This is a genomic window from Aeromicrobium sp. P2_G6 (genome assembly GCF_056403535.1).
Genome location: NZ_JBFUFH010000006.1, coordinates 66,016 through 91,191 on the forward strand (window position 1 = coordinate 66,016; position 25,176 = coordinate 91,191).

General features: G+C 68.5%; 19 protein-coding genes. 11 read left to right on the forward strand and 8 right to left on the reverse strand.

Translation table 11 applies throughout. From position 1 onward, the window contains the following. Window positions 1–29 precede the first annotated feature (29 nt). The gene (locus AC1DVU_RS18150; protein ID WP_056398807.1) at window positions 30–251 is read left to right on the forward strand and encodes a hypothetical protein; all 222 of its coding nucleotides are present in this window, start codon (window positions 30–32) and stop codon (window positions 249–251) included. A 188-nt stretch (window positions 252–439) separates the two neighbouring features. Here AC1DVU_RS18150 and AC1DVU_RS18155 read toward each other — a convergent pair whose 3' ends face one another. Further along, window positions 440–1,606 carry an acyl-CoA dehydrogenase family protein gene (locus tag AC1DVU_RS18155; RefSeq protein ID WP_476923874.1) on the reverse strand — a complete coding sequence of 389 codons (1,167 nt, stop codon included), beginning with the start codon at window positions 1,604–1,606 and terminating at the stop codon, window positions 440–442. Window positions 1,607–1,732: 126 nt separating this feature from the next. On the opposite strand from AC1DVU_RS18155, the gene AC1DVU_RS18160 reads away from it, so the two are divergent. Further along, window positions 1,733–3,511, forward strand: coding sequence for an acetyl/propionyl/methylcrotonyl-CoA carboxylase subunit alpha (locus AC1DVU_RS18160; protein WP_476924080.1), 1,779 nt, complete (start codon window positions 1,733–1,735; stop codon window positions 3,509–3,511). A gap of 73 nt (window positions 3,512–3,584) precedes the next feature. Here AC1DVU_RS18160 and AC1DVU_RS18165 read toward each other — a convergent pair whose 3' ends face one another. From AC1DVU_RS18165 to AC1DVU_RS18180, 4 genes are all read right to left on the reverse strand, one after another. Continuing rightward, window positions 3,585–3,962: a hypothetical protein gene (locus AC1DVU_RS18165; RefSeq protein WP_476923875.1), complete on the reverse strand. Its 378-nt coding sequence runs from the start codon at window positions 3,960–3,962 to the stop codon at window positions 3,585–3,587. 41 nt (window positions 3,963–4,003) lie between these two features. Beyond that, on the reverse strand, window positions 4,004–5,656 hold the full coding sequence (locus tag AC1DVU_RS18170) for an N-acetylmuramoyl-L-alanine amidase (protein ID WP_476923876.1): 1,653 nt from the start codon (window positions 5,654–5,656) through the stop codon (window positions 4,004–4,006). 30 nt (window positions 5,657–5,686) lie between these two features. Continuing rightward, entirely contained in the window at window positions 5,687–8,806 is a 3,120-nt protein-coding gene (locus AC1DVU_RS18175) for a SpoIID/LytB domain-containing protein (protein WP_476923877.1), read from the reverse strand. A 162-nt stretch (window positions 8,807–8,968) separates the two neighbouring features. Beyond that, on the reverse strand, window positions 8,969–10,339 hold the full coding sequence (locus AC1DVU_RS18180) for an NAD(P)H-quinone dehydrogenase (protein WP_476923878.1): 1,371 nt from the start codon (window positions 10,337–10,339) through the stop codon (window positions 8,969–8,971). Window positions 10,340–10,413: 74 nt separating this feature from the next. On the opposite strand from AC1DVU_RS18180, the gene AC1DVU_RS18185 reads away from it, so the two are divergent. From AC1DVU_RS18185 to AC1DVU_RS18195, 3 genes are read left to right on the forward strand one after another with little or no spacing between them, the layout of a single operon-like run. Continuing rightward, on the forward strand, window positions 10,414–11,205 hold the full coding sequence (locus AC1DVU_RS18185) for a purine-nucleoside phosphorylase (protein WP_476923879.1): 792 nt from the start codon (window positions 10,414–10,416) through the stop codon (window positions 11,203–11,205). After that, a complete protein-coding gene (locus AC1DVU_RS18190) occupies window positions 11,205–11,984 on the forward strand; it encodes an NAD-dependent epimerase/dehydratase family protein (RefSeq protein WP_476923880.1) in 780 nt (259 codons plus the stop codon). Before AC1DVU_RS18185 ends, AC1DVU_RS18190 begins: the two co-directional genes overlap by 1 nt. Window positions 11,985–11,994: 10 nt before the next feature. After that, window positions 11,995–13,614 (forward strand): phospho-sugar mutase, encoded by a 1,620-nt coding sequence (locus AC1DVU_RS18195; RefSeq protein ID WP_476923881.1) that lies wholly within the window; start codon window positions 11,995–11,997, stop codon window positions 13,612–13,614. A gap of 33 nt (window positions 13,615–13,647) precedes the next feature. On the opposite strand, the gene AC1DVU_RS18200 is transcribed toward AC1DVU_RS18195, so the two are convergent. Beyond that, the gene (locus AC1DVU_RS18200; protein WP_476923882.1) at window positions 13,648–16,428 is read right to left on the reverse strand and encodes an ExeM/NucH family extracellular endonuclease; all 2,781 of its coding nucleotides are present in this window, start codon (window positions 16,426–16,428) and stop codon (window positions 13,648–13,650) included. After that, a complete protein-coding gene (locus AC1DVU_RS18205; protein ID WP_476923883.1) occupies window positions 16,425–18,671 on the reverse strand; it encodes a bifunctional metallophosphatase/5'-nucleotidase in 2,247 nt (748 codons plus the stop codon). The genes AC1DVU_RS18200 and AC1DVU_RS18205 overlap by 4 nt, the downstream gene beginning before the upstream one ends. A 285-nt stretch (window positions 18,672–18,956) precedes the next feature. Here AC1DVU_RS18205 and deoC point away from each other — a divergent pair, with 285 nt between their 5' ends. The 6 genes from deoC (at window position 18,957) to AC1DVU_RS18235 (ending at window position 24,471) form a co-directional block, all read left to right on the forward strand. After that, a complete protein-coding gene (deoC, locus tag AC1DVU_RS18210; protein ID WP_476923884.1) occupies window positions 18,957–19,889 on the forward strand; it encodes a deoxyribose-phosphate aldolase in 933 nt (310 codons plus the stop codon). Between the two features lie 5 nt (window positions 19,890–19,894). Continuing rightward, entirely contained in the window at window positions 19,895–21,334 is a 1,440-nt protein-coding gene (locus tag AC1DVU_RS18215) for an aldehyde dehydrogenase family protein (protein ID WP_476923885.1), read from the forward strand. Further along, window positions 21,334–22,197 carry an aldehyde dehydrogenase family protein gene (locus AC1DVU_RS18220; protein ID WP_476923886.1) on the forward strand — a complete coding sequence of 288 codons (864 nt, stop codon included), beginning with the start codon at window positions 21,334–21,336 and terminating at the stop codon, window positions 22,195–22,197. The genes AC1DVU_RS18215 and AC1DVU_RS18220 overlap by 1 nt, the downstream gene beginning before the upstream one ends. Window positions 22,198–22,204: 7 nt before the next feature. Then, window positions 22,205–22,777, forward strand: a complete 573-nt coding sequence (locus AC1DVU_RS18225; protein ID WP_476923887.1) for a uridine kinase family protein — start codon at window positions 22,205–22,207, stop codon at window positions 22,775–22,777. 153 nt (window positions 22,778–22,930) lie between these two features. Next, on the forward strand, window positions 22,931–23,446 hold the full coding sequence (locus AC1DVU_RS18230; RefSeq protein ID WP_476923888.1) for an RNA polymerase sigma factor: 516 nt from the start codon (window positions 22,931–22,933) through the stop codon (window positions 23,444–23,446). A gap of 47 nt (window positions 23,447–23,493) precedes the next feature. Next, entirely contained in the window at window positions 23,494–24,471 is a 978-nt protein-coding gene (locus AC1DVU_RS18235; protein WP_476923889.1) for a hypothetical protein, read from the forward strand. 52 nt (window positions 24,472–24,523) lie between these two features. Here the strand turns inward: AC1DVU_RS18235 and AC1DVU_RS18240 are convergent, their stop codons facing one another. Next, complete coding sequence (locus tag AC1DVU_RS18240) at window positions 24,524–25,099, reverse strand: TetR/AcrR family transcriptional regulator (protein ID WP_476923890.1); 576 nt, start codon at window positions 25,097–25,099, stop codon at window positions 24,524–24,526. Between the last annotated feature and the right edge of the window lie 77 nt (window positions 25,100–25,176).

The window sequence follows — 25,176 nt, forward strand, 5'->3', positions numbered from 1 at the left end:
CCGCGAAACAGTGGGAGACTGGTCAGACGATGGCAACTTCACCGCGGCGACGCCGCTACCACCCGTCCAGTCCCTTCCAGGCGAAGCCAGAGGTCGCGGACGAGGTATACGAAGTCGGGGCTCGCGTCTCACACGACACCTTTGGCCTCGGCCGTATCGTCAGCCTCCAGGGCACGCAGTCGGCCCAGGTCGACTTCGGCGACGAGGTCAAGCACATACCTCTCCCCTGCGCCAAGATGACCAACCTGTAGGTCTGTTCTCGGTCCCGGCTCACTCGGTCTGCAACCGCTGAGCCCGCTCTCCGGTGACTTGCTCGCCTTTCCCCTCCGGCGGCGGTGAGCTAGTCGCCTGTCAGACCGCCGGATAGGCGACCTATCCACCGCCCCTGGTTGTGCTCCATAGGATCCGGGCCGTCCGTACGCTCCCGCGCAAGCGCGCCCTACTCCACCGGCAACCCGAGGCCGCGCGCGATGAGCATGCGCTGGACCTCGGACGTGCCCTCACCGATCTCGAGGATCTTCGCGTCGCGGTAGAACCGGGCGACCGGGTACTCCTCCATGAAGCCGTAGCCGCCGAACACCTGGGTGGCGATGCGTGTTGCCGTCACCGCCGACTCCGACGTGTAGAGCTTGGCGATCGCGGCGGCCTGCTTGAACTCCTTGGCCGGCGCTCCGGCGTCCTTCAGCGCTGCCGCCTGGTACGTCAGCGCCCGCCCGGCCTGCGCCATGACGGCGAGGTCGGAGATCTGGAACGCGACGCCCTGCTTGGTGCCGATCGGCACGCCGAAGGTCGTCCGCTCGCCGGCGTACTGGACGCAGAGGTCGAGGCACGCCTGGATGCAGCCGACTGCGAGGGCCGCGATCGCGACGCGTCCGTCGTCGAGCGTCGCGAGGAACTGCGCATAGCCGCGGCCACGCTCACCCAGCAGGTGGTCCGCGGGGACGCGGGCGTCGACGAAGGACAGCGGGTGGGTGTCGGAGATGTGCCAGCCGAGCTTGTCGTATGCCGGCTCGACGATGAAGCCCGGCGTGCCGGACGGGATGACGATCGTCGACAGCTCAGGCGAGCCATTCTCACGCGTACCGGTGCGGGCCGTGACGGTCACGAGGGACGTGATCTCGCTTCCGGAGTTGGTGATGAACTGCTTGGCCCCGTTGACGACCCATTCATCGCCGTCGAGCTCGGCCCGGGTCCTGGTGGCGCTTGCGTCGGAGCCCGCCCCCGGCTCGGTGAGGCCGAAGCCGGCGAGCGCCTGGCCGGCGACGAGGTCCGGCAGCCAGCGCTCTTTCTGCTCCTGGGTGCCGAACGTCAGGATCGGGTTGATGCCGAGGCCCACGGCTGCCTCGAGCGTGATGCCGATCGACTGGTCGACACGACCCAGCTCCTCGATCGCGACGCAGAGGCTCGTGAAGTCGCCGTCGGCACCTCCGAACTCGTCGGGAGCGGTGAGCCCGAACAGCCCCAGGTCACCCATCTTCTTCACGAGATCGACCGGGAAGTGGTGGTCCTTGTCCCACTGTGCGACGTGCGGCGCGACCTCGGCCTCGGCGAACTCGCGGACGCTACGGCGGAACGTTTCGTGCTCTCGGGACAAGGCGAAGGTCATGCCCGCATGTTAACAACCGTTAACCTGACGGCACAATGCGCATGCCGGTGGGTAACGAACCTCATACCCCTGCAATGGTGAAGACGCCCTAGACTGCGGCGAGCAGCCGTGTCGGACGAGGAGAGCATTTCAGTGAGCAAGCCCCTGGCCAAGGTCCTGATCGCCAACCGCGGAGAGATCGCGGTTCGCGTGATCCGAGCGTGCAAGGACGCCGGCATCGGCAGCGTCGCGGTGTACGCAGAGCCCGATCGCGATGCGGTGTTCGTACGCCTCGCGGACGAGGCCTACTCCCTTGAGGGCTCCACGCCCGGCGACTCCTACCTCTCGATCGAGAAGATCCTCGCGGTCGCCAAGCGCTCCGGCGCCGACAGCGTGCACCCCGGCTATGGCTTCCTCGCCGAGAACGCGTCGTTCGCACAGGCCGTCATCGACGCCGGGCTGATCTGGATCGGCCCCCCGCCCGCGGCGATCGAGAGCCTCGGCGACAAGGCCAAGGCCAAGCAGATCGCGCAGAAGGCCAACGCCCCGCTCGCACCCGGCACCAAGGACGCCGTCAAGGACGCTGACGAGATCATCGCGTTCGCCAAGGAGAACGGCCTTCCGGTCGCCATCAAGGCGGTCTTCGGTGGTGGCGGTCGCGGCCTCAAGGTCGCCCGCACGATCGAGGAGATCCCCGAGCTCTTCGAGTCAGCCGTACGCGAGGCCGTCAGCGCCTTCGGTCGCGGCGAGTGCCTCGTCGAGAAGTTCCTCGACAAGCCCCGCCACGTCGAGACCCAGTGCCTGGCCGACCAGCACGGCAACGTCGTCGTGGTCTCCACCCGCGACTGCTCGCTGCAGCGCCGCCACCAGAAGCTCGTCGAGGAGGCGCCCGCGCCCTACCTGACCGACGACCAGATCGCGCGTCTCTACGACTCGTCCAAGGCGATCCTCAAGGAAGCCGGCTACGTCGGTGCCGGCACGTGCGAGTTCCTCGTGGCCCGCGACGGCACCATCAGCTTCCTCGAGGTCAACACCCGCCTGCAGGTCGAGCACCCGGTCTCTGAAGAGGTCACCGGCATCGACCTGGTCCGCGAGATGTTCCGCATCGCCGCCGGCGAGGAGCTCGGCTACGACGACCCCGAGGTGCGCGGCCACTCGATCGAGTTCCGCATCAACGCCGAGGACGGCGGCCGCGGCTTCCTGCCGGCGCCCGGCACCCTGACCAAGTGGGCTCCCCCGTCGGGACCCGGCGTGCGCCTGGACGGCGGCTACGAGGAGGGCGAGACGATCCCCGGCGCGTTCGACTCCCTCGTCGCCAAGCTGATCGTCTCCGGAACCAGCCGCGAGCAGGTGCTGCAGCGGTCGCGGCGGGCCCTCGACGAGTTCGTCGTCGACGGCATGCCGACCGTCATCCCGTTCCACCGCTCCGTGATCGACGACCCGGCGTTCACCGCGGCCGACGGCAACTTCGAGGTCTACACGACCTGGATCGAGACCGACTACGACAACCAGCTCGAGCCCTACGCCGGTACGTCCGAGACGGCTGAGCCCGACGAGCGCGAACGCGTCACGGTCGAGGTCGGCGGCAAGCGCGTCGAGGTCGTGCTCCCCGGCGGGCTCGGCGCATCAGCCGTCGCCGCCGGAGGCGCCAAGAAGGCCAAGCACGCCCGCAAGGCGTCCGGTGCCGCTGCCAGCGGCGACTCGCTGACCGCGCCGATGCAGGGCACCGTCGTCAAGGTCACCGTCGAGGAGGGTCAGACCGTCGCGGCGGGCGACCAGATCGTCGTCGTCGAGGCCATGAAGATGGAGCAGCCCATCAACGCCCACAAGGACGGCGTCGTGACCGGCCTGAAGATCGAGGTCGGCGCCACCGTGACCTCCGGCGAGGTCATCGCCGAGATCAAGGGACCCGAAGCCAGCGAATAGCTCGCTCTGCGAGCGATGCTGGCCCGCGGGTGAACCTGGTTTCGAGGCTACGGCCGCCGGCGGCCTCCGCACCTCAACCAGCGAGTCGCGGCGGCGGGGCGGTGTCGACCTCGCCGTAGGCGATGCCGGCCGCCCACACGATCAGGGTCACGGCGATCCACGTGCCGACGCCCTCGATCGCGAATCCGCTCGCCGGCACCACGAGGTCGGTCAGCAGCAGCCCGAGCCAGGTGAGCACGAGACCTCCCGCGATCGTGTAGCCGCGGGCGAACCGGTTGACCGTGTTGATCACGACCCCACGGAGCACGACCGTCAGTGCCGTGAACAGCACGACCGCGACGATGAACCAGCCGAACTCGATGTTGAACCGGTCGAAGATCCAGGCCGCGAGCGCCAGTGATGCAGCGTTGGCGGCAGCCGAGATCGCCACCGACTTCAGAAGTGCGGTCATGCGTCGAGTATCCCAGACCTCGTGTCGGCGACTCACGCGCGTCAGTCGAGGTGGACGCTGACGCTGCCAGTCGAGCTCTGTGTCAGGTGACCGTGCTGGAAATTGGCGCGATAACGGCCACCGGAGATGCTGACCATGCTCGTCGTGGGCGCACCGAGGGCGCTGGTGTGCTCGCCGAGCGCGATGTATTTGTCCTCGATCCGCGAGTAGAGCACCACCGGCAACGCCGTCTTCCCCAACTTCACCCGGTAGACCGTGCCCTTCGAGAAGCGCTGCAGCGAGACAGTGCTCACGGTCGTCTTCTTCGCGTCCGCGGTGGGCACGCCGAGCACGCCGTTCTGAGCGCTACGACCGTTGTACCCCTCGCGATAGGTGCCGTGGACCTTGAAGGTTCCGAAGGACGTCGAGTACATGTCGACCAGTGCCAGCCGGGCCTTGCGGCCTCCCGGCCCCTTCGAGAACGGGTATTCGCCGACGTACACCGGGCCCGTGACGGCCCGGCCCAACTGGCCGACCCGTGTCTTGATGGGCGACTTGTAGTTGGCGATGTAGGCCGCGACACGGTCCCGCAGCCCTCCACTGGCACTGAGCCAGGTATATGCAGCCGCGCCGGGGCACGCCGTGCTGACAATGTTGCGGTGGCCGGCGATGCGGTTGAGCGTGAAGCTACCGATGCCGTACCTGCCCTTGGCGGGATGGAAGGTGGTCCCGAGCCGCCAGCCGATGAGCTTGACCATCGCGTCCTTGGTCGCGGCAGTCGGCTGTGTCGAGGTGAAGGTGCCCATCATCGACACGCCCATCGTGTAGGTGTTGACGGTCTTGTTGCCCGCGTGTGCACCGCGGACAGGCCTGTCGACGCCGCCGTTGCGGCCCTCGAAGATCTGGCCGTACCTGTCGACCAGGAAGTTGTAGCCGATGTCGCACCAGTCACGCCCATTCATGTGGTAAGCCTGCACCGCGCGGACGATCCCAGCCGACTGCGACTTCGTGTACGAGTTGCTGCCCGCCGTATGGTGCACGATGACCCCGCGCGTCTCGTTGCCGGTGCGCGGCGCGTCACAATACGTGTTCTTCTTCGCGCCCCAGGCGGAGCGCGAGATGATCGTGGGCTTCGGGGTATAGGCCGGGGCACCGTCGTCGACCTGGGTCACGGCGTCGTCGGCGGCGTCGTCGTAGAACGCGTTGCTCGCGGTCGTACCCGCACTGGCCGCCGGCGTCGTCCCGGGATCGATCGTCGCGACCGAGAGGCCACTGGGACGCTCGCCGGTCGGGCTCGTCACGCGTATGGCGACGCCATCCGCCGAGCCTGCCCACAGCGGCTCAGTGCCGTCGCGGCCACCCTCGCCCTCATCGCTCTCGACATCGAGCTCCTCCCAGTCCGACCAGGCACCATCCGTGCGCAGCCGCACCTGGACCGTCATGCCCTTGTCGTCGAAGCCGCGGGTCCAGGTGACACCCACGAGCCCGAAGTCGTCGGTGCGCCGCGCGGGCAGCTGGGCGACGAGATCGGCCGCATCGTCGTCGGCCTTCTCGGCCGCCTTCGCCACGTCGTCACTGACGGCCGGCACGCGGGTCGTGGCGATGTCGACTGGATCGGGGTTGGGCTGAACAGGAGTGCCTGCTGAATAGGAAGGTGCTGAAAGCGAGGCCATGACCGCGAGCGCTGCGATCGTTCCCGAGACGAAAGGACGCATGAGTCCGACCTTAACTGAGAACCTGTCCGATCAGAACCTGAACCAGTTGGACTTCAGGCCGAAGGCCCATCGCGCGTCGTCGCCCGAGATCGTGACGGTCTTCAGCGAGCCGATCAAGCTGATCGTGCTGACCCGGCCGCCCCAGTCGCCGCTGCCGTTGCGCGTGGCGATCTTGAGCTGCTTGAGCGTGCCGATCGCCGGGTAGGCCTTCTCGATCCTCGCGGCAGTCACGCTGGCGGTCCACGTGTGGTTGGCGTTGCCTGACCAGTTGTCCCACGGGTCGCTGACGATCTTGAGGTACGGCTGGCTGCCCAGTGCGGTGTAGCCACCCGACGACGACGAGAACTGGGTGAATGCCGGCGCTCCGCTGTACGTGACGATCTTGCCTGCGGTCGCCTTGACCGCGGCATCCGTGCTCGTGGTCTCGCGGCTCGACCCGCCGTACACCTGGCACGCCGTGGTGCTGCAGATGTCGTAGTAGCGCGAGCTCGTGATGCTGCGGACGCCGTACGTGCGCGCGGCGACGGCCTGCGCCTTGAGCGCCTCGGGCATCCAACCCGACGGCATCTCGGCGGCGATGACGCCGCGGACGTACGAGTCGATCGGCAGGATGTTGACGGTGTTGCGGGCCGTGGAGCCCGTGGACGGGACGGCCGAGCGGAGGGCGCCGCGGTACTTCACGGCTGTGCCGTTGTCCATGATCAGCGAGATCGAGGCCGGGCTCTCGAACTGCCCGTTGCCGGTCCACCTGGTGCTCAGGTAGCCGTGATAGTCCCCGGTCGTCTTGTACTGCAGGGTCGACTGCGTCTTGTCGCTCGAGAGCTGCAGGATGCGCCACCGCGAGACGGTCGCGCCACCGATGGTCGTCGGCAGGGTCAGCGTCTTCCCCGTCGCGACGTTGCGGAACACCAGACCTGAGCGGCCGGCGATCGTGACCGGATCGGACGTGTCCTGCGAGATCAGCACCCTGATGTTGCCGGTCTTGGTGCCCAGCGCCGTGCCGGGGTAGTAGCGCGCCAGGATCTTGTCGTACGTCACGCCCTGCTTCGCGGCACCCTGAGCGCCGTACTGGCTCATTCCGATGCCGTGGCCGTAGCCGTGACCCGTCACGGTGATCGTGCGGCTGCTGGGCACCGTCACCGAGTCCCCGGCGGCGAGCAGGTTGAATCCCCGGTAGAGCGACCACGGACCCCGCACCCCGTCGTCGCTGGCGCGCACCTTGACGTACCAGTCGGTGCCGGCCGTCGGCTTGAGCTCGGTCAGCAGCTCCGTCGTCCCCGTGATACCGGTCAGCAGCCGCGTGCAGGTCGACTGTGTCTTGTCCGCCACCAGGCACAGGTCGTAGCTCGTCGCGTTGGTGACCGCAAGCCAGTTCACCCGCGCCGAGATGGCGCCGGCGGTGACCGAGGGCTGCGCGACCGTCGCTGGAGCCGGCGCTGTCGGCGTGGTGGTCGACGTCGTGCCGATGACCGTGCCGGAGCTCGAGTAGGCCACGGTCTTGCCGGTCGACTTAGTCGAGATGATCCAGCCGCGCTCGAAGTTGACGCGGGTCACGCCGGTCGAGACCGTGGACGTCGACGAGGTCGGGTCCCCGAGCTTGCCGGTCGACTCACCGAGCTGCGTGTAGACCTTCGCGATGTCGCCGAGGAGGCTGTACGCCTTGGTCTTTCCGGCTACGTAGAAGACGCTGCCACCGTCGAAGTGCTGACCGATCACGCCATCAGAGGCGGTCTTGGGGTTGTCCTTCGGGTAGGCGAGCGATCCCGTGCGCGACCCGAGACGGTCGTACTCGGTGCGGATCTTGCCCGAGACGTATCGCGCCGTCCCACCGGTCTTGGCGTAGAGGTCCATGAGCTTGGCGTCCAGGCGGCTGCCGGTGGAGGAGCGGGCCTCGCCGATGTAGATCGCGCCGACCTTCGTGCTGCCCAAGCTGTTGTAGAGCGTCTTGATCGGCGACGAGTACTGCGACATGTATGCCTCGACGCGGTCGCGCAGGCCGCCCGACTCGGACAGCCAGGCATACCCGTAGCGGCCGGGGCACTCGGTGCTGACGACGTTGCGGTGGCCAGCGATCCGGTTGAGCGTCAGGCCGCCGATCGCGTACGTGCCCTTGGCCTTGACGAAGTTGGTGCCGAGGCGCCAGCCGATGAGCTTGACCATCGACGCCTTGAGCGCTGCGGACGGACGCGTCACGTCGTAGTTGCCCATCATCGAGACGCCCATGGTGTACGTGTTGACGGCCGCGTTGCCCGAGTGCGCCGCCCTGACCGCACGATCCATGCCGCCGCGGCGACCCTCGAAGATCTGGCCGTACTTGTCGACCAGGAAGTTGTAGCCGATGTCGCACCAGCCGCGGCTCTTGACGTGGTAGGCCTGCGTGGCGCGAACGATCGCCTTGGAGTCCGCCATGGCGTAAGTGTTGGAGCCCGCCGTGTGGTGCACGACGGCGCCGCGCGTGCGGTCGCCGGTCAGGGGCGAGTCGCAAGGGGTGCCCGCCGATGCCCCCCATTGGCTGCGCGTGATGATCGTGGGCTTCGGCGTGTACGTGGGGTTGCCGTCACCCAGGTCCACCACCGACGACGTCCGAGCCACGCCGTCGAACGACGTGTCGGAGGCGGTGGAGGCGGTGGAGGCGGTGGCTGACTCGCTGTCCTTGCCGGGGTCGATCGTCGAGATGCGTACGTCCTGCGGGACGCCGACCTTGCTGGTGACCCGGGCGGCCACGCCGTCAGCCTTGCCGACCCACAGCGGATCGGTGCCGGGGTTGCCGGCCTCGCCGGCGTCGCCGTCGTAGTCCAACGGGGTCCATGACGACCACGTGCCGTCCGTGCGGGTGCGGACCTCGACCTTGATCCCGTACGCGAGGCCGTCCTCGGACCAGGTCACGCCGATCATGCGGAACTTCGAGGTCGCGGTCTTGGGCAGCTGCGCGACGACGTGGCTGGCGCCCCCGGGGGCGACGGCGGGAACCTTGGTCTTCGCGACCTTCACCACTGGCGGCTTGGTCTTGGGAGCCGCGACCTTGCCGGGCGTCCCGCCGGTCACGTCCGTGCCGGCCGCGTGCGCGGTCGACGGGACGAGCATGCCGAGCGTCAGCACGGCGGCAACGGAAAGGCCCGCAGAACGCCGGGCCGTGCGCCAGGAAAGCATGGGGAAGTCCGATCCTGTGTAACGTGTGTGACTCAAGTGACGGATGAGGTTTCCGCCCGATTATGCTCACAGTTTTGCTTGAAGTTCCACCGAAAATCGGCGATTGGCCGAACTACAACCGTGTCATTCCTGCGGTTGCAGGGGTTGCCCGGAGCGGTGACGTCAGACGAGGCGGTGCAGGCGCCGCGCTGCCTCGGCGACCGATCCGGACAGCGACGGGTAGACCGTGAACGCGTCGGCGACCTGGTCGACCGTCAGAGATGCCGACACCGCGAGCGACAGGGCGTGGATCAGCTCGCTGGCCCGGGGAGCGACGACGACACCGCCGACCACGACGCCCATCCCCCGCCGCGCGAAGATCTTGACGAAGCCGTCGTGCACGCCCTGCATCTTGGCCCGGGGGTTGGAAGCCAGCGGCAGCATCGCGACATCGATCTGCAGGTCGGACTCCTCGACCTGCTTCTGCGACAGCCCCACCGTCGCGATCTCCGGCGAGGTGAAGACGTTGCTCGCGACCTTGCCGAGGTCGAGCGGGTGCACGGCGTCGCCGAGCAGGTGGGACATCGCGATGCGTCCTTGCTGCGCCGCGACCGACGCCAGCATCAGGACGCCGGTGACATCGCCGGCGGCGTAGATGCCACGGACACTGGTGCGCGAGACCCGGTCGACGTCGACGAAGCCGTGCTCGTTGAGCGAGACGCCGACCGCGTCGAGCCCGAGGCCCTCGGTGTTGGGGATCGAGCCGATCGCCAACAGGCAGTGCGAGCCGTCGACCGTACGCCCGTCAGTCAGCGTCACCCTGACACCGTCGCCCGTACGCTCGACCGACGCCATGCGCGAGTTGCCCATGACGGTCATGCCGCGCCGGGTGAAGACGGCCTCGATCACGTTGGCGGCGTCGATGTCCTCGCCGGGGAGCACCCGGTCACGGCTCGACACGAGGGTCACCGCGGCACCGAGCCCGTTGTAGGCGCTGGCGAACTCCGCACCCGTGACACCCGATCCGACGACGATCATGTGCTCGGGCAGCTCCTGCAGGTTGTAGACCTGCTCCCAGGTCAGGATGCGCTCGCCGTCGGGCTGGGCGTCTGAGCTGACCCGCGGATGGGCACCCGTCGCGAGCAGGATCGCGTCGGTCTCGATGCGCACCTCGCCGTCGGCGGTGGTCGCGATGACGACGCCGGCGGACTCGAGCGTGGCGGTGCCGTCGATCATCGTGATGTTGCTGGTCGTGAGCCGCTTGGCGATGTCGTCGGACTGCGCCTGCGCGAGGGTCAGCACGCGGGCGTTGACCGCTGCGAGGTCGGCTCGGACGGCCTTGGGCACCTGCACGCCGAGCTCGGCCGAGGTGCCGACCTCGGTCAACAGGTCGGACGTCGCGATGAGCGTCTTGCTCGGCACACAGTCGGTCAGGACCGTCGAGCCGCCGAGGCCGTCGCGCTCGATGAGGGTGACCTCGGCACCAAGCCTGGAAGCCACGAGGGCCGCTTCGTATCCACCCGGTCCGCCGCCGACGATCGTCACATGGGTCACCGGATCAGTCTCGCACTGCCGCCGAGCGAGTCGCCACCGGTCCGCCCCGGATCGACTGTCGTAATGTACGGCAGGTGACTACTCAGGAACTGGCCCGACAGGCTGCCGAGGCCCTGCGTGAACGCACCGGCGGAGTCGACCACGACATCGCGCTGGTGATGGGCTCGGGCTGGCTCCCGGCTGCCGACGCGCTCGGCACCGCCGAGCATGAGATCCCGCTCGCCGAGCTGCCCGGATTCAGCGCCCCCGCTGTCGCCGGACACGGCGGGACGGTGCGTTCTGTGAAGCTCGGTGACCGCCGCCTGCTGATCTTCCTGGGCCGCACCCACTTCTATGAAGGCAAGGGCGTTGCGGCTGTCGTGCACGGCGTCCGTACGGCGGCTGCCGCCGGCGTGAAGACTCTCGTGCTGACGAACGGCTGCGGCGGGCTCAACCCCGCCTGGTCGCCCGGCACACCGGTCCTGATCAGCGACCACATCAACATGACCGCGACCTCGCCGCTCGAGGGCGCCACGTTCGTCGACCTCACCGACCTCTACTCATCGCGGCTGCGGGCGCTGTGCAAGGAGGCCGACCCCAGCCTCGACGAGGGCGTGTACGTCCAGCTGCCGGGCCCCCACTACGAGACTCCCGCCGAGATCGGCATGGTCCGGGCGATCGGCGGTGACCTGGTGGGCATGTCGACGACGCTCGAAGCCATCGCGGCCCGGGCGGAGGGCATGGAGATCCTCGGCATCTCGCTGGTCACGAACGCCGCTGCCGGCATGACGGGTGAGCCGCTCAACCACGAAGAGGTCCTCGAGGCCGGCAAGGCCGCGGCCACGCGCATGGGTGCCCTGCTCGGCGACGTGCTGCCGAGGATCTGATGAAGGTCCTCGTCACGGGTGCTGCCGGCTCGATCGGCCGCACCCTCGTACGAGGACTTCCCGAGCTCGGGCACGAGGTTCGCGGGCTCGACCTGGTCGACGGGCCGGCGGTGCCGCTCGGCTGGGTGACCGGCGACTGCCTCGACCCGGCCGTCGCAGATGAGGCGGTGTCCGGCGTCGACGCGGTGATCCACTTCGCCGGCAACCCCGACGAGGCCACGCTGCCCGAGAGCTTGGAATCGCACGTCCACACGACCGGCCGGCTGCTCGAGGCGATGGCCGCGCACGGAGTGGGCCGGATGGCGTACGCCAGCAGCAACCACGCTGTCGGGCATACACCGGCCGGCGAGCTGCTGACCGCCGAGGCGAGGCCGCGGCCCGACACCTACTACGGCGTCGCGAAGGCTGCCGCCGAGGCGCTGTTGAGCCTCTACGCCGATCGTCGCGGCATCAGCTCCGTCGCGCTCCGGATCGGCTCCTTCCGCGAGCGGCCGACCAGCGTCCGCGAGCTCTCGACCTGGCTGTCGCCCGACGACGCCGTGCGGATGGTCGATGCGGCGATCCGCACCCCCGAGCCGGGGTTCCACGTGCTCTACGGCATCTCCGCCAACACCCGTGCGTGGTGGGACCTGGCTGCCGGTCGAGCATTGGGGTACGACCCACAGGACGACGCCGAGACATACGCCGACGAGGTGACTCCGAAGCCCGGGGACGAGGCCGAGAACGCGTACGTCGGCGGTCCCCACATCAGCCAGCTCCACCTATCGCCCGCCTTCTGAAGGGAAGCCCATGACCGACGACCTCCTCGCCCGTGCCCGCGACTGGCTGAGCCAGGACCCGGACTCTGTCACCGTCCAGGAGCTGCAGGCGCTCATCGATGCCGGCGACAGCACCGCGCTGGAGGATCCTTTCCGCGAGCGGCTGCAGTTCGGCACGGCGGGGCTGCGAGGAGCGCTCGGCGCCGGCCCCAATCGGATGAACCGCGTCATCGTCGCCCAGGCCGCCTCGGGACTCGCGGCATACCTGCTGGAGCACGGTTCGTCGCCCTCGGTCGTGGTGGGCTACGACGCACGGCACAACTCCGAGATCTTCGCCCGTGACACCGCCGAGATCATGGAGGGCGCCGGCGTCCACGCCTACCTCCTGCCGACGCACCTGCCGACTCCGGTCCTCGCGTTCGCCATCCGGCACCTCGGCTGCAGTGCCGGCGTCATGGTCACGGCATCGCACAACCCGCCGCAGGACAACGGCTACAAGGTCTACCTCGAGGACTCCAGCCAGATCGTGCCGCCTGCCGACATAGAGATCTCGGCGGCGATCGATGCCGTCGGGCGCGTCGACGAGATGCCGCGCAGCGATGCGTACGAGTTGCTGGGCCCCGAGGTCGCCGAGGCGTACGTCGAAGCCGTCGTCGCGCTGCCCGCCGACGGGCCGCGCGACATCGTCGCGGTCTACACGCCGATGCACGGCGTCGGCCGGGACACCCTGGTCGAGGCGGTGTCGCGGGCCGGGTTCCCGCCGCTGCACGTCGTGCGCGATCAGGCCGAGCCCGATCCTGACTTCCCGACCGTCGCGTTCCCCAACCCGGAGGAGCCGGGCGCGATGGACCTCGCGCTCAAGCTGTCGTCCGAGGTCGGAGCCGACATCATCGTGGCCAACGACCCCGACGCCGACCGGTGCGCCGTCGGCGTGCGGGACGGCGAGGCATACCGGATGCTGACCGGCGACCAGGTCGGCGTGCTGCTGGGCGACTTCCTGCTGCGCAAGGGCGTGCAGGGCACGTACGCCGCATCGATCGTCTCGTCCGACCTGCTCGGGCGTCAGGCCGCGGCTCACGGGCAGCCGTGGGAGCAGACGCTGACCGGCTTCAAGTGGCTCGGCAAGATCCCGACGCTGGTGTTCGGCTACGAGGAGGCGCTCGGCTACAGCGTGGCCCCGGACATCGCGCGCGACAAGGATGGCGTGTCTGCGATCATCACGGTGCTCGAGCTCGCCGCCGCGCTCAAGGCCGAGGGGCGTTCGCTGATCGACCAGCTCGACGACATCTACCGCGAGCACGGGCTGCATGCGACCTCGCAGCTGTCAGTGCGGGTCGAGGACCTCTCGATCATCGCGCGGGCGATGGAGACGCTGCGCACCTCTCCCCCGTCGTCGTTGGGTGGGCTCGCAGTGACTTCGGTCGACGACCTCGCCGACGGCTATCGCGGCCTGCCCCCGACCGACGGCATCCGGCTCGGCCTCGAGGGCGCGACGCGGATCATCTGTCGTCCGTCGGGCACCGAGCCGAAGCTCAAGTGCTACATCGAGGTCGTGGTGCCGGTGACGGACTCGATCGAAGCGTCGCGCGAGACGGCCGACGCCACGATCGCCAGCATCAAGAAGGACCTGGCGGAGGCCCTGGGTATCTAGTCCCGTCCCCGCAAGCCCGTCCGTGACGGTGAGTCAGCCCGGCGGCGTCCGGTACGTGACCGAGGACCCCGCGATGTCCTCAGCGCCGCTGTAGACGACAGTCAGCGTGTGCCGGCCGGCACCACGGAATCCCTCGAGGGAGACCACGGCGACGCCGTCGACGACATCGGCAGTGCCGATGAGCGTCGCGCCGTCGTACACCTTCACGACCCCCGCATCCACGGGCAGGTCCGCCGTGACCTTGGCCCGCAGCACAGGCGGGTTGCGGTACGGCCCGGTGCCCGCCGGCGTCCACGACGTGACCTCGACGCTCGAGGCGACGCGTCCCGGATCGAAGCCGACGATCTCCGGGTCGTGGTCGCTGGCGCGATAGGGGTCGGGACGGTAGAAGTCCGTCACGTTGTAGTTGTAGCGGCTGTACTCCCGGGCCAGCGACTCGTACGAGTTGATGTTCCAGATGTCGGCACCGGTGACCTTGGCGAAGCCCACCTGCGAGGCGAAGACGTGGTCGAGCGAGCCGATCTGGCCGTCGAACTGATACGTCTCTTTGTCGGTCAGCTCGCGCGGCACGTTGATGTAGCCAGCGTCCTCGATGATCTGGACGGGGTCTTCCTCGTTGTACGCGTTGAAGTCGCCGGTCAGGAACACCGTGTTGGTGCCGGCCGCGGCCTTGAGCTCGTCAGCGAAGTCGACGAGCGCGTGAGCCTGCAGCGTGCGGGAGTAGTTCGAGCCCCCCTGACCGTCGCCCTGGTCGGCGTCCGCACCGGAGCCGGATCCCTTGGACTTGAAGTGGTTGACGATCACCACGAAGTCATCGTCTGCCGACCCGCCCACCGGACGGAACGTCTGGCCGAGCGGTTCGCGCGCATTGTCGAACGCGCTCGCGCCGATCAGGATCCGCGAGGCACCGACGGTCTCGACGACCCCGGGCTGGTAGATGAACGCCGTACGGATGACGTCCTCACCCTCCGGCACCTCAGCAGGCGACGGGACGAACGCCCAACGCTGCTCACCGGCTGCCGCGTTGAGGGCCTCGGTGAGCGTACGCAGCGCATCGTCGCGATCGTCGAGGCCGACGGCTGCCGAGTTCTCGATCTCCTCGAGGGACACCACATCGGCGTCGAGGGTGTTGATCGCCGACACGATCTTGGCCTGCTGCCGCGCCAGGTTGGCCGCGTCGGCCGCACCGCGCGGCCCGTTGTTGGTGCAGGAGTTGACCGTGATGTGGTTGCCGGCGCGGTCGTTGAAGTAGCTGCACGTCCCACCGGTGAAGTCCTCGCCCGTCGTCGAGAAGTAGTTGAGCACGTTGAACGTGCCCAGCTTGACGCCACCGCCGACCGCCTCTGGTGCCGCGGCACGCGTGTTGCCGATCGCCACCGGTTCATCGCCACCGGCGAGAAGCTGCTGCGTCGGCTGCAGCTTCCATGCGTTGTTGCGGTAGTCGAGGACGACCGGGTCGTCGAACTCGACCGGCGCACCGACTCGAACCTCGTTGTCAGCGGTCAGCCAGGGCAGCGGTGTGCCCTGGTTGGCGGCGGACAGGAAGTTGAGGCTGGCCCCGTCGTCGAGCGTGACGAGGCGACGCTTGTTGTCCGCGACCGTCTCGGTGTACGCCGCGGAGCCGGGACGCGCGACATTGGTGGGCGTCGGCAGTGCCGTGTCGCCCGAAGCCAGCCCGATCTCGGCGTACTGGTTGGTCGTGAAGTTGTTGGTGATCGTGTAGTCGCCCTCCGGCAGGAGCAGCATGCCCTCGAGGGACTCGCGCTGCGGCTCGCCCATCGGGAAGTCGACCGTGGCCGGCTGCACTTCCTCGGCCGGGCCCGCGAGCTCCTTCCAGCCGCCGGTCGACGTGCTGATCTCGGTCATGCCGTTGAACTCGCTGACACCGCCGGTGACCTCGACGAGGTCGCCCTTGTCGACCGCCGCGGCGAACGCCGAGGAGAACACGAAGATCCCGTCGGACGCGGTGTGCGTTGCCAGGTCGACGGCTCCGCCCGTGCCCGGCGTCTGGATGTAGGCGCCGCTGAAGCCGCCGGTCTTGTAGACCGCCGTGACGACACCCTGCGTGATGACGTCCTTGCCCGCGAGGGGGCTCGTGGCGCCGTCGCCCTGGATCTGCGCGATCGTCCGCTCGACAGGGGGCTCGACCGGGACGCCGGCACCATTGCACGCCTCACCACAGGCCACCGGCGTCGGCGCCGCTGCCGTGAAGTCGGTGCTGTTGTTGTCGCTGTCCGCACCGCCAGCCGCGCGGTTGAGCGAGCTGGTGACACTCGTGCCACTGGCCTTGGCGGCAGTCTCGTACGTGTTCGACGTGCCGTATCCGATGAGGTCGACGAGATTGTCGTCGGCCAGGACAGCCGACGGCTGACCCGTGAGAGGGCTTGTCGACTTCGACAAGGCGATCGTGCCGCTCGCCCCCGCGAAGCTGACCGTGCCGGCGACGTCAGGCGTCGGCAGCGGCGCTCCGTTGGCGGCGTTGCTGCTGCCACTGACGAGCAGCGTGCCGCCCGGCTCGAGGTGACGGTCCCCGAGCGCCGTCACCCCACTGAACGCAGCTGTTCCGGTCGCCGAGCGGTACTGGACCGACCAGCCGTTGACGCTGATCGCGTGGTCGGTCGGGTTGTAGAGCTCGACGAACTTGTTGAGGTAGGTCGCGCCGGCGCTGCCGCCGTTGACGTAGACCTCGTTGATGACGACCTCGTCACCGGCTGGAGCGGCTCCCGCGGGCGATCCGATGAGGACCGATCCGCCGAGCGCGACTCCCAGTGCCAGGCGTGCCAGCGAACCCGCACGCATACGCCGGGCCCTCACGCCTTGTTCCTGACGATGATGTCGACCGTCGTGGAGGAACCGACATGGCCCGCATCGCCCTCGTACGTGATCCGCAGACGATGACGTCCCGGCGACAGCTGGTAGGCCCCCACGACGACCGTCGCGGAGCCGTCAGCCAGCTCGGCCGAGCCGATGACCTTGCCTCCATCGGTCACGGTGACCGTGCCGGTCGGCGTCGTCGCAGACGCCACGTCGATGCCGATGTCCAGCGGCTCGCGGGCACTCGGCTTGGGGTCAACCGTCACGCGTGTCGTGGTCGACAGCGGCGGCGCGACCTCGAACGCGGGAAGCTTGACGGTCGTGCCGGTCGGCGACGTCTTGATGCCGATGCGAGTCGTGCCTTCGACGCCCTTGGGCAGGTCGAAGCTGATCGTCGCCGCACCACCGCTCGCCGGGAATGTGCCGAGGTCGATCGGGTCGGCACCCTCCGGGTAGAGCGTCGCCTCGACCGACGTCGTGGCCGGTGTCCCGAGCGACGTGAGGTCGAGCTTGGGCAGCGTCACCGAGACGTGGCCGCCCGCGGCATAGCCCGAAGCGAGGCCCGTGACCGCGAGGGAACGACGAGCGAAGTCCGGCGAGACCGGCGAGTTGCCCGTCAGGTAGTCGATCCAGGCCTCGTAGTCGACGAGTCCGGTGTCAACCGCCTTGCCCTCGGTGAAGGCCCGGAAGTTGTCGCCGCCGGCCGCGAGGAACGAGAACGTCGCGACCTTGTAGCTCGCCGCCGGATCGAGCGCCTTGCCGTTGATCGTCACCGAGGTGATGCGGTCGCCCTCCGGGCGCGTGGCATCGAACGTGTAGGTGACGTTCTTCGAGACGCTCAGCTGCAGGTAGGCGCGGGACGGCACGTTGCCGTTGGCATCACGCTGCCACTGCTGCTCCAGCACCTTCTTGAGCGAGGCGCCCGAGAGCGTCACGCTGCTGACGGCGTTGACGAACGGCAGGACCGAGTTGGCCTCGGCATACGTGATGACTCCGTCGGTGTTGGCCGGGTTGGACGCGGTGTTGCCGGCGTAACGCAGCTCGTCGCGCATGCCGCCGGGGTTGAGGATGCCGATGTCGGCACCGGCGGGCGTGTCCTCGACCTTCGAGAGCAGCGCGTCGGCGACGAGGTGACCGAGGGTCGACTCGCTCGCGCGGTCGTCGCGCGCGGTGCCGCTGAACGCCGTCGTGATGTCCGCCGTCACCGAGCCGATCGGCTTGTTGCCCACCGTCGCGGCGAACGCCAGGGCGGCATCGACGTCGGTCTTGACCTCCGCGACACGGGGGAACGTGGCGGTCAGGGTGCTGTCGGCGGTCGTGGTGCGGGCGACGTTCTTCTGGACGTACGACTTCACGTCGCCGGTGTCGCCGTCGACCGTCAGCTTGATCTGCCCGACGTTGTCGCCGTAGTTGCCGGTCTGGATCAGAGGGCGGGTCTTGGTCGGGTCACCCGGGATCGGGGCGTCGAAGGCGTACGCCTTGTGGGTGTGGCCCATGAAAATCGCGTCGACGGCCGGATCGGTCTGCTCGGCGATCTTCTTGAAGACCGCGCTGTGCTCGATGTTCTGCGCGTACGTCTGAGCGCCGTCCGGGGCGCCCTCGTGGATCGACGCAATGATGACGTCCGGCGCGTCCGGGAGGGCCTCGAGGTCGTCGACCGTGTCGTTGATCGCGTCAGTGGGGTCGGTGAAGTTGAGCTCGGCGACGCCCGCGGGGCTCACCAGCGCCGAGGTCTCCTCGGTCACCGCACCCACCACGGCGACGTCGAGTCCCTGGACCGTGAAGATCTTGTAGGCGTCGAGCGCGCGGCTGCCATCGGCCTTCTTGAAGACGTTGGCGCCGAGGAACGGGAAGTCGGCGGCCGGCATGAGCCGGGTGACCAGGTCGTTGTAACCCTTGTCGAACTCGTGGTTGCCGACCGCGGAGGCGTCGAGCTCGAGGTCGTTGAGGACGTCAATCGTGGGGATGTCGCCCTGCACGGCCGACGCGAACAGCGAGGCACTGACGTTGTCGCCCGCCGAGATCAGCAGCGAGTTGGCGTCGCCGCCGTCCTGGCGAAGCTGCTCGACGGTGCCGGCGAACTTGACGGTGTTGGCGTCGATGCGACCGTGGAAGTCGTTGATGCCGATCAGGTTGAGGGTCACGTCGTCCGCCGCATCGGCTGGAGTCGTGACGAGCAGTGGAGCCGCCAGAAGGGTGGCGGCGGTGGCCGTCGCGAGCAGACGGCGAGAAGCGAACTTCACGGATGTTCCTTTCGAGCCCCGAGTCCGTGACCGCCCCCGTGACGATCACCTCTGAGAGGAATCTGAAGATTCTCAGGTGGAGTAGGGACACCTCACCCCGGCGGAGAAACCTTGTCAACGGGTTTGGTGGAGACGAAACGTGTCGAATCGGTGAAGATTGGGTTGAAATCGCCGTTTCACGCGTGGGCTCACCGAGGACGGCACTTTGCCATTCGCCGGACGGCCCAACGAGGAACTAACCTTGACGATGTGGCCCCGACGACGTGGCCGCACTCAGGAGGATTCGTGACTGGCGCCACCGCGTCCCTGCGCAAGACTCTCGGCGGCCTGCCGGGCGTCGACCAGGTCGGGCTCGAGGCCCGCGCTGCCGGACTTGGGACCCGGTCGATCAAGACCACCGCCAAGGCCTGGGCCATCGACCTGGCGATCTCGATGGTCGACCTCACGACGCTCGAGGGCGCCGACACCCCCGGCAAGGTCAGGGCGCTCGCCAACAAGGCCATGCGTCCCGACCCCACCGATCCGACCTGCCCGTCGGCTGCGGCGGTCTGCGTCTATCCCGACATGGTCAAGATCGCCAAGGACACGCTTGGCGACTCGGGACTCCACGTGGCCAGCGTCGCCACCGCCTTCCCGTCGGGTCGCGCCGCGCTCGACATCAAGCTCGCTGACACGCGCGACGCGGTCGAGGCCGGGGCCGACGAGATCGACATGGTCATCGACCGTGGAGCGTTCCTGACCGGCAACTACGAGCTGGTCTTCGACGAGATCGTGGCGACCAAGGAGGCGTGCGCCCGCCCTGACGGCTCCCACGCCCACCTCAAGGTCATCTTCGAGACCGGCGAGCTGCAGACGTACGACAACGTCCGCAAGGCGTCGTGGCTCGCGATGATGGCCGGCGCCGACTTCATCAAGACCAGCACCGGCAAGGTCCAGCCCGCCGCAACCCTGCCGGTCACGCTCGTGATGCTCGAAGCCGTTCGCGACTTCCGTGCCGAGACCGGGGTGCAGGTCGGCGTCAAGCCCGCCGGCGGCATCAAGACCTCGAAGGACGCGATCAAGTACCTCGTGATGGTCAACGAGATCGCCGGCGAGGACTGGCTCGACCCCGACTGGTTCCGGTTCGGCGCTTCCTCGCTCCTCAATGACCTGCTGCTGCAGCGCCAGAAGATTGCCACCGGACACTACTCCGGCCCCGACTATGTGACGTTGGACTGATTGCCATGACCAAGTTTGAGTACGCACCGGCTCCCGAGTCGCGCGCGATCGTCGACATCAAGAGCTCCTACGGGTTGTTCATCGGCGGCGAGTTCGTCGACGGCACGGGTGGCTCGTTCAAGTCGATCAGCCCGTCGTCCGAGGAGGTCCTCGCCGAGGTCACCGAGGCGACCGCCGACGACGTCGACCGGGCCGTCAAGGCCGCGCGTCAGGCATACGACAAGGTCTGGTCCAAGCTGCCGGGCAGCGAGCGGGCCAAGTACCTCTACCGCATCGCGCGCATCATGGCTGAGCGCAGCCGCGAGTTCGCCGTGCTCGAGTCGCTCGACAACGGCAAGCCGATCAAGGAGTCGCGCGACGTCGACCTGCCGCTGGTCTCGCAGTGGTTCTTCTACTACGCCGGCTGGGCCGACAAGCTCGGTCATGCCGGTCTCGGCCCCGACCCCAAGGCGCTCGGCGTCGCAGGTCAGGTCATCCCGTGGAACTTCCCGATCATGATGCTGGCCTGGAAGATCGCCCCGGCGCTCGCCGCCGGCAACACCGTGGTCCTCAAGCCCGCCGAGACCACTCCCCTGACGGCTCTGCTGTTCGCCGAGGTCTGCCAGCAGGCGGAGCTGCCTCCGGGCGTCGTCAACATCATCACCGGCGCCGGCCCGACGGGTCAGGCACTGGTCGAGCACCCTGACGTCGACAAGGTCGCGTTCACGGGGTCGACCGCAGTCGGCAAGGCCATCGCGCGCTCCATCGCGGGAACGTCCAAGAAGGTCACCCTCGAGCTCGGCGGCAAGGCTGCCAACATCGTGTTCGACGACGCGCCGCTCGACCAGGCGGTCGAGGGCATCGTCGGCGGCATCTTCTTCAACCAGGGCCACGTGTGCTGCGCCGGATCACGCCTCCTGGTCCAGGAGAGCGTCTACGACGAGGTCATCGACAGGCTCAAGCGCCGCATGTCGACGCTGCGTCTCGGCGACCCGCTCGACAAGAACACCGACATCGGCGCGATCAACTCCTCCGAGCAGCTCGCCCGCATCAAGGAGCTGTCCGACGTGGGCGACGCGGAGGGTGCCGAGCGCTGGTCGGCACCGTGCGACATACCCGACAGCGGCTTCTGGTTCGCGCCGACGATCTTCACCGGCGTCACCCAGGCGCACCGCATCGCGCGCGAGGAGATCTTCGGCCCGGTGCTGTCGATCCTGACGTTCCGCACCCCGGCAGAGGCGGTCGAGAAGGCCAACAACACGCCCTACGGTCTGTCGGCCGGCGTCTGGACCGAGAAGGGTTCGCGGATCCTGTCGATGGCCAACCAGCTGCGCGCCGGAGTCGTCTGGGCCAACACGTTCAACAAGTTCGACCCCGCGTCGCCGTTCGGCGGCTACAAGGAGTCGGGCTACGGCCGCGAGGGCGGGCGCCACGGCCTCGCCGCCTACCTGCAGGGAGCTCACTGATGACTCGGCTCGACGTGCGCAAGACGCACAAGCTCTACATCGGTGGAGCCTTCCCGCGCTCGGAGTCCGGCCGTACGTTCGAGGCCGTCGACGCCAAGGGTGGCTTCCTCGGCAACATGGCGCTGGCCTCGCGCAAGGATGCCCGCGACGCGGTGCTTGCCGCCCGCAAGGCGTTCGGCGGCTGGTCCACGCGTACGCCCTACAACCGTGGCCAGGTCATCTACCGCCTCGCCGAGGTCATGGAGGGCCGGCGCGAGCAGTTCATCGAGCAGCTCCGCGCCTCCGAGGGGCTCAACGAGAAGAAGGCGACCACGTACGTCGACGCCGCGATCGACCGCGTCGTCTGGTACGCCGGATGGGCCGACAAGTACGTCCAGGTGCTCGGCAACGGCAACCCGGTCTCCGGTCCGTTCTTCAACCTCTCCACGCCCGAGCCGACGGGTGTCGTCGCGACGGTCGCGCCCAGCGGCCCGCTGCTCGGCCTCGTCTCGGTCATCGCGCCGGCGATCGTCACGGGCAACACCGTCGTCGTCGTCGCCAGTGAGAAGTTCCCGGTGCCGGCGGTGACGCTGTCGGAGTGCATGGCAACCTCCGACCTGCCCGGTGGAGTCGTCAACATCCTCACAGGCCGGCCAGCAGAGATCGCGCCGTGGCTCGCCTCGCACATGGACGTCAACGCGCTCGACCTCGCCGGCGTCGACGACCCTGAGCTGGCCGCGTCGCTCGAGGTCGCTGGAGCAGAGAACCTCAAGCGCGTCCTGCGTGCACCCACGGCACCCGTCGACTGGCTCGCCGAGCCGTCGCTCGCCCGCCTCGAGGCCTTCGTCGAGACCAAGACGGTCTGGCACCCGATCGGGGTCTGAGCAGTCTGTGGGCGTCGTCATCCTCGCCGGGCCTTCGGGGTCCGGCAAGTCTCACCTGGCTGAACGCCTCGGCTGGCCGGTCCTCCGACTCGACGACTTCTATCGCGACATCGACGAGCCGGACATGCCGCGCTCGAGCCTCGGCATCGTCGACTGGGACGATCCCGCGTCGTGGAGCTCGGTCGACGCAGTAGGCACGATCGCCGAGCTGTGCGCCGCCGGCACCGTCGAGGTCCCCGTCTACGACATCGCAGCGAGCCGGCGTACCGGCACCCAGACGCTGTCCGCGCCCGACGGCCGGTTCATCGCGGAGGGATTGTTCGCCCCGGTCATCGTCGACGCGTGCCGCGAGGCCGGCATCCTCGACGCCGCGATCTGCCTGCGCCGCCACCGGGTGATCACCTTCCTGTTGCGCCTCGTCCGTGACCTGCGCGAGGGTCGCAAGTCACCGTGGGTGCTCGTACGCCGAGGCTGGCGACTGCTCAAGGACGAGCACCGCATCGTCGCCGAGGCCGTCGCACACGGCTGCGAGCCGATGACGCCGCGCGAGGCACGCAAACTTCTCGGCGATCTGCCGTAGGGCTTCGCAACCTCGACGGCCCCCGGACGTCTATAGGGATGAAGGTTCTTCCCTACGACCGATGAGGATCACGTGTCCATCCCGACATTCCGTTCCCGAACACCGACGCCACTCAGCCCACAACGAACACCGAGCGAGATGCCACCATTGCGCATGGAGGTCGCGCGACCGCGGGCCGAGCTGCCGACGCTCGACGAGCTCTACCGCGCCAACCGGCTGCACATGGTCCGGCTCGCACTGCTCCTCGTCGATGACCTCGCAACTGCGGAGGACGTCGTCCAGGACGCGTTCGCCGGCGTGGTCAAGGCCTGGGACCGGCTCGAGACAGAAGCCGCCATGCGGGCCTATCTGCGTACGTGCGTCGTCAACACGTCCCGGTCCGTGCTGCGACGACGCCGCACCGCGCGGTCGTACGTCCCGCCGCTGAGCCCGACGGCACCCGGCGCCGACGAAGCGGCGGTGCTGAGCGAAGAGCATCGCGACGTGATCGAGGCGCTCGGCACGCTGCCGCAGCGCCAGCGCGAGGTCCTCGTGCTGCGCTACTGGTCGTCGCTGTCCGAGGCCGAGGTCGCCGAGACCCTCGGCGTCTCGGCGGGCACGGTCAAGTCGAGCAGCAGTCGCGGCCTCGCGGCACTGCGATCGGTCATGGCGGCGAGACCCCATGACTGACCGCCGCCTCTCCCCCTTCCACTCTGACTCCAGAAACGAGAACTGACATGCCTGGCACCGACACCGACTTCACCGACCACGAGATCGAGGACATCCTCGTGTCCGCCCTGACCGCCCGGTCGGAGCAGATCGACCAGTCCGACCTGCACCAGTACGCGCCCTTGGCCGAGCCGCAGCCGCGCCGCGAGCGCCTGGCCCCGGTGCGTCGCATCGGGTCCTCTCGATGGATCCGGCCCCTGCCGATTGCCGCGATGGTCGCGACGGCAGCGGCATTCGCGGTCGCGATCGGCGGCGTGCCGTCGATTCCCGGCTCCGAGCCCGGGACGTCCACGCCTCGCACCACCGAGGTCGCGTACGTCGTGAAGTTCAACGGCGGAGCGAACGAGGACGTACGACTGAAGGCGGAGTTCACCCCGCACAGCGTGCCGATCGACGGGACGAAAGCCACCAGCAACTACCCGTTGGTCGTGGTCACCGGCGGGACGCCGAAGCTGGAGAAGCAGGTCATGGATGCCGCCAACGCCAAGATCGTCGCGGAGGTCAACGGCTATCGCCGACAGCTTCGCGCCCTGGGTCTGACATCGCGCAAGCTCACCCAGACGATCACGGTGAGGTCGGACGCCCAGGCCGGGCACGCGGTGTCGATCGTGTTCGACGTCGTCAACGACTTCGGTGGGGCTGTTCCGACGAACACGTCGACGGCGGCTGTGATCGACAAGCGCACGGGCCACGCCGTGCGAGCCGCGGACCTGTTCGACGACGTCCCGGCGGTCGACCGGATCATGCGACGCGCGATCCAGCGGGCCACCGAGCCGGCGCCGGCCTCGTCCGAGGACCTCACCTCGCTGAGCATGGACGACACTGCGACGGGGCTGACCTCGCCGCTGACGTGGTATCCCACCAAGGACGGACTGCGTTGGGTCGTGGACCGCGGAGCAGTGGCGTCGGATGCCCAGGGCGAGCCGGCCGCGACCGTGTCGTGGACGCGGCTGGCGAGCGAGGTGTCAGCTCAGCAAGGGTTCTGAGCGAGACGCAACACGTCGGAGGCCGGTCACGCGTGCGTGGCCGGCCGCTGACTCAGTCCGCGAGCTCGGTTCGCTGCGCCTCGGGCCGCAGCCCGTCGAGCGCGATGCCGAGCATGCGCTCCCACGACCACATGGGCATCGCGCTGAGCCCGGCGAGCGAGCTGCTGATCAGGCCGAGGTCATTGCCACGGATGTCGTCGCGGAGCACGCCGGCCTGCTGGGCGCGCTGCACGAGCCGGTCCCCCAGGTCGGACAGTCCGCAGGTCAGCGCCGTGTCGCGCATGAACTCGCCGTGCTCACGGAACACCTCGGACAGCGCCCGGTCTGCCGCTTGCATCGCGGCGGCCCGCTTGAGGAACGTGACGATCGACTCCCACGGGTCCTCGATCTCCATCGCTTCGTTGGCGAAGCCTGCGAGCCGGTCGAACTTGTCGCGTGCCAGCGCCTCGAACAGCGCCTCCTTGGTCGGGAAGTGGCGATAGACCGTGCCGACCCCGACCTTGGCCCGCTTGGCGACGTCGTCGATCTGCGCCTGGGAGCCGTGCTTGGCGAAGATGTGGCGAGCGGCCTTGAGGATCGCCTCGCGGTTGCGGCGCGCGTCAGCCCGCAGCGGTCGTTCCTCGGTCATCGACATACCTCAAAAGTACGGGTTGACAAACGGAACCGCAACTCCATATCGTTGCGGAATCGGACCTCAGGTTCCGG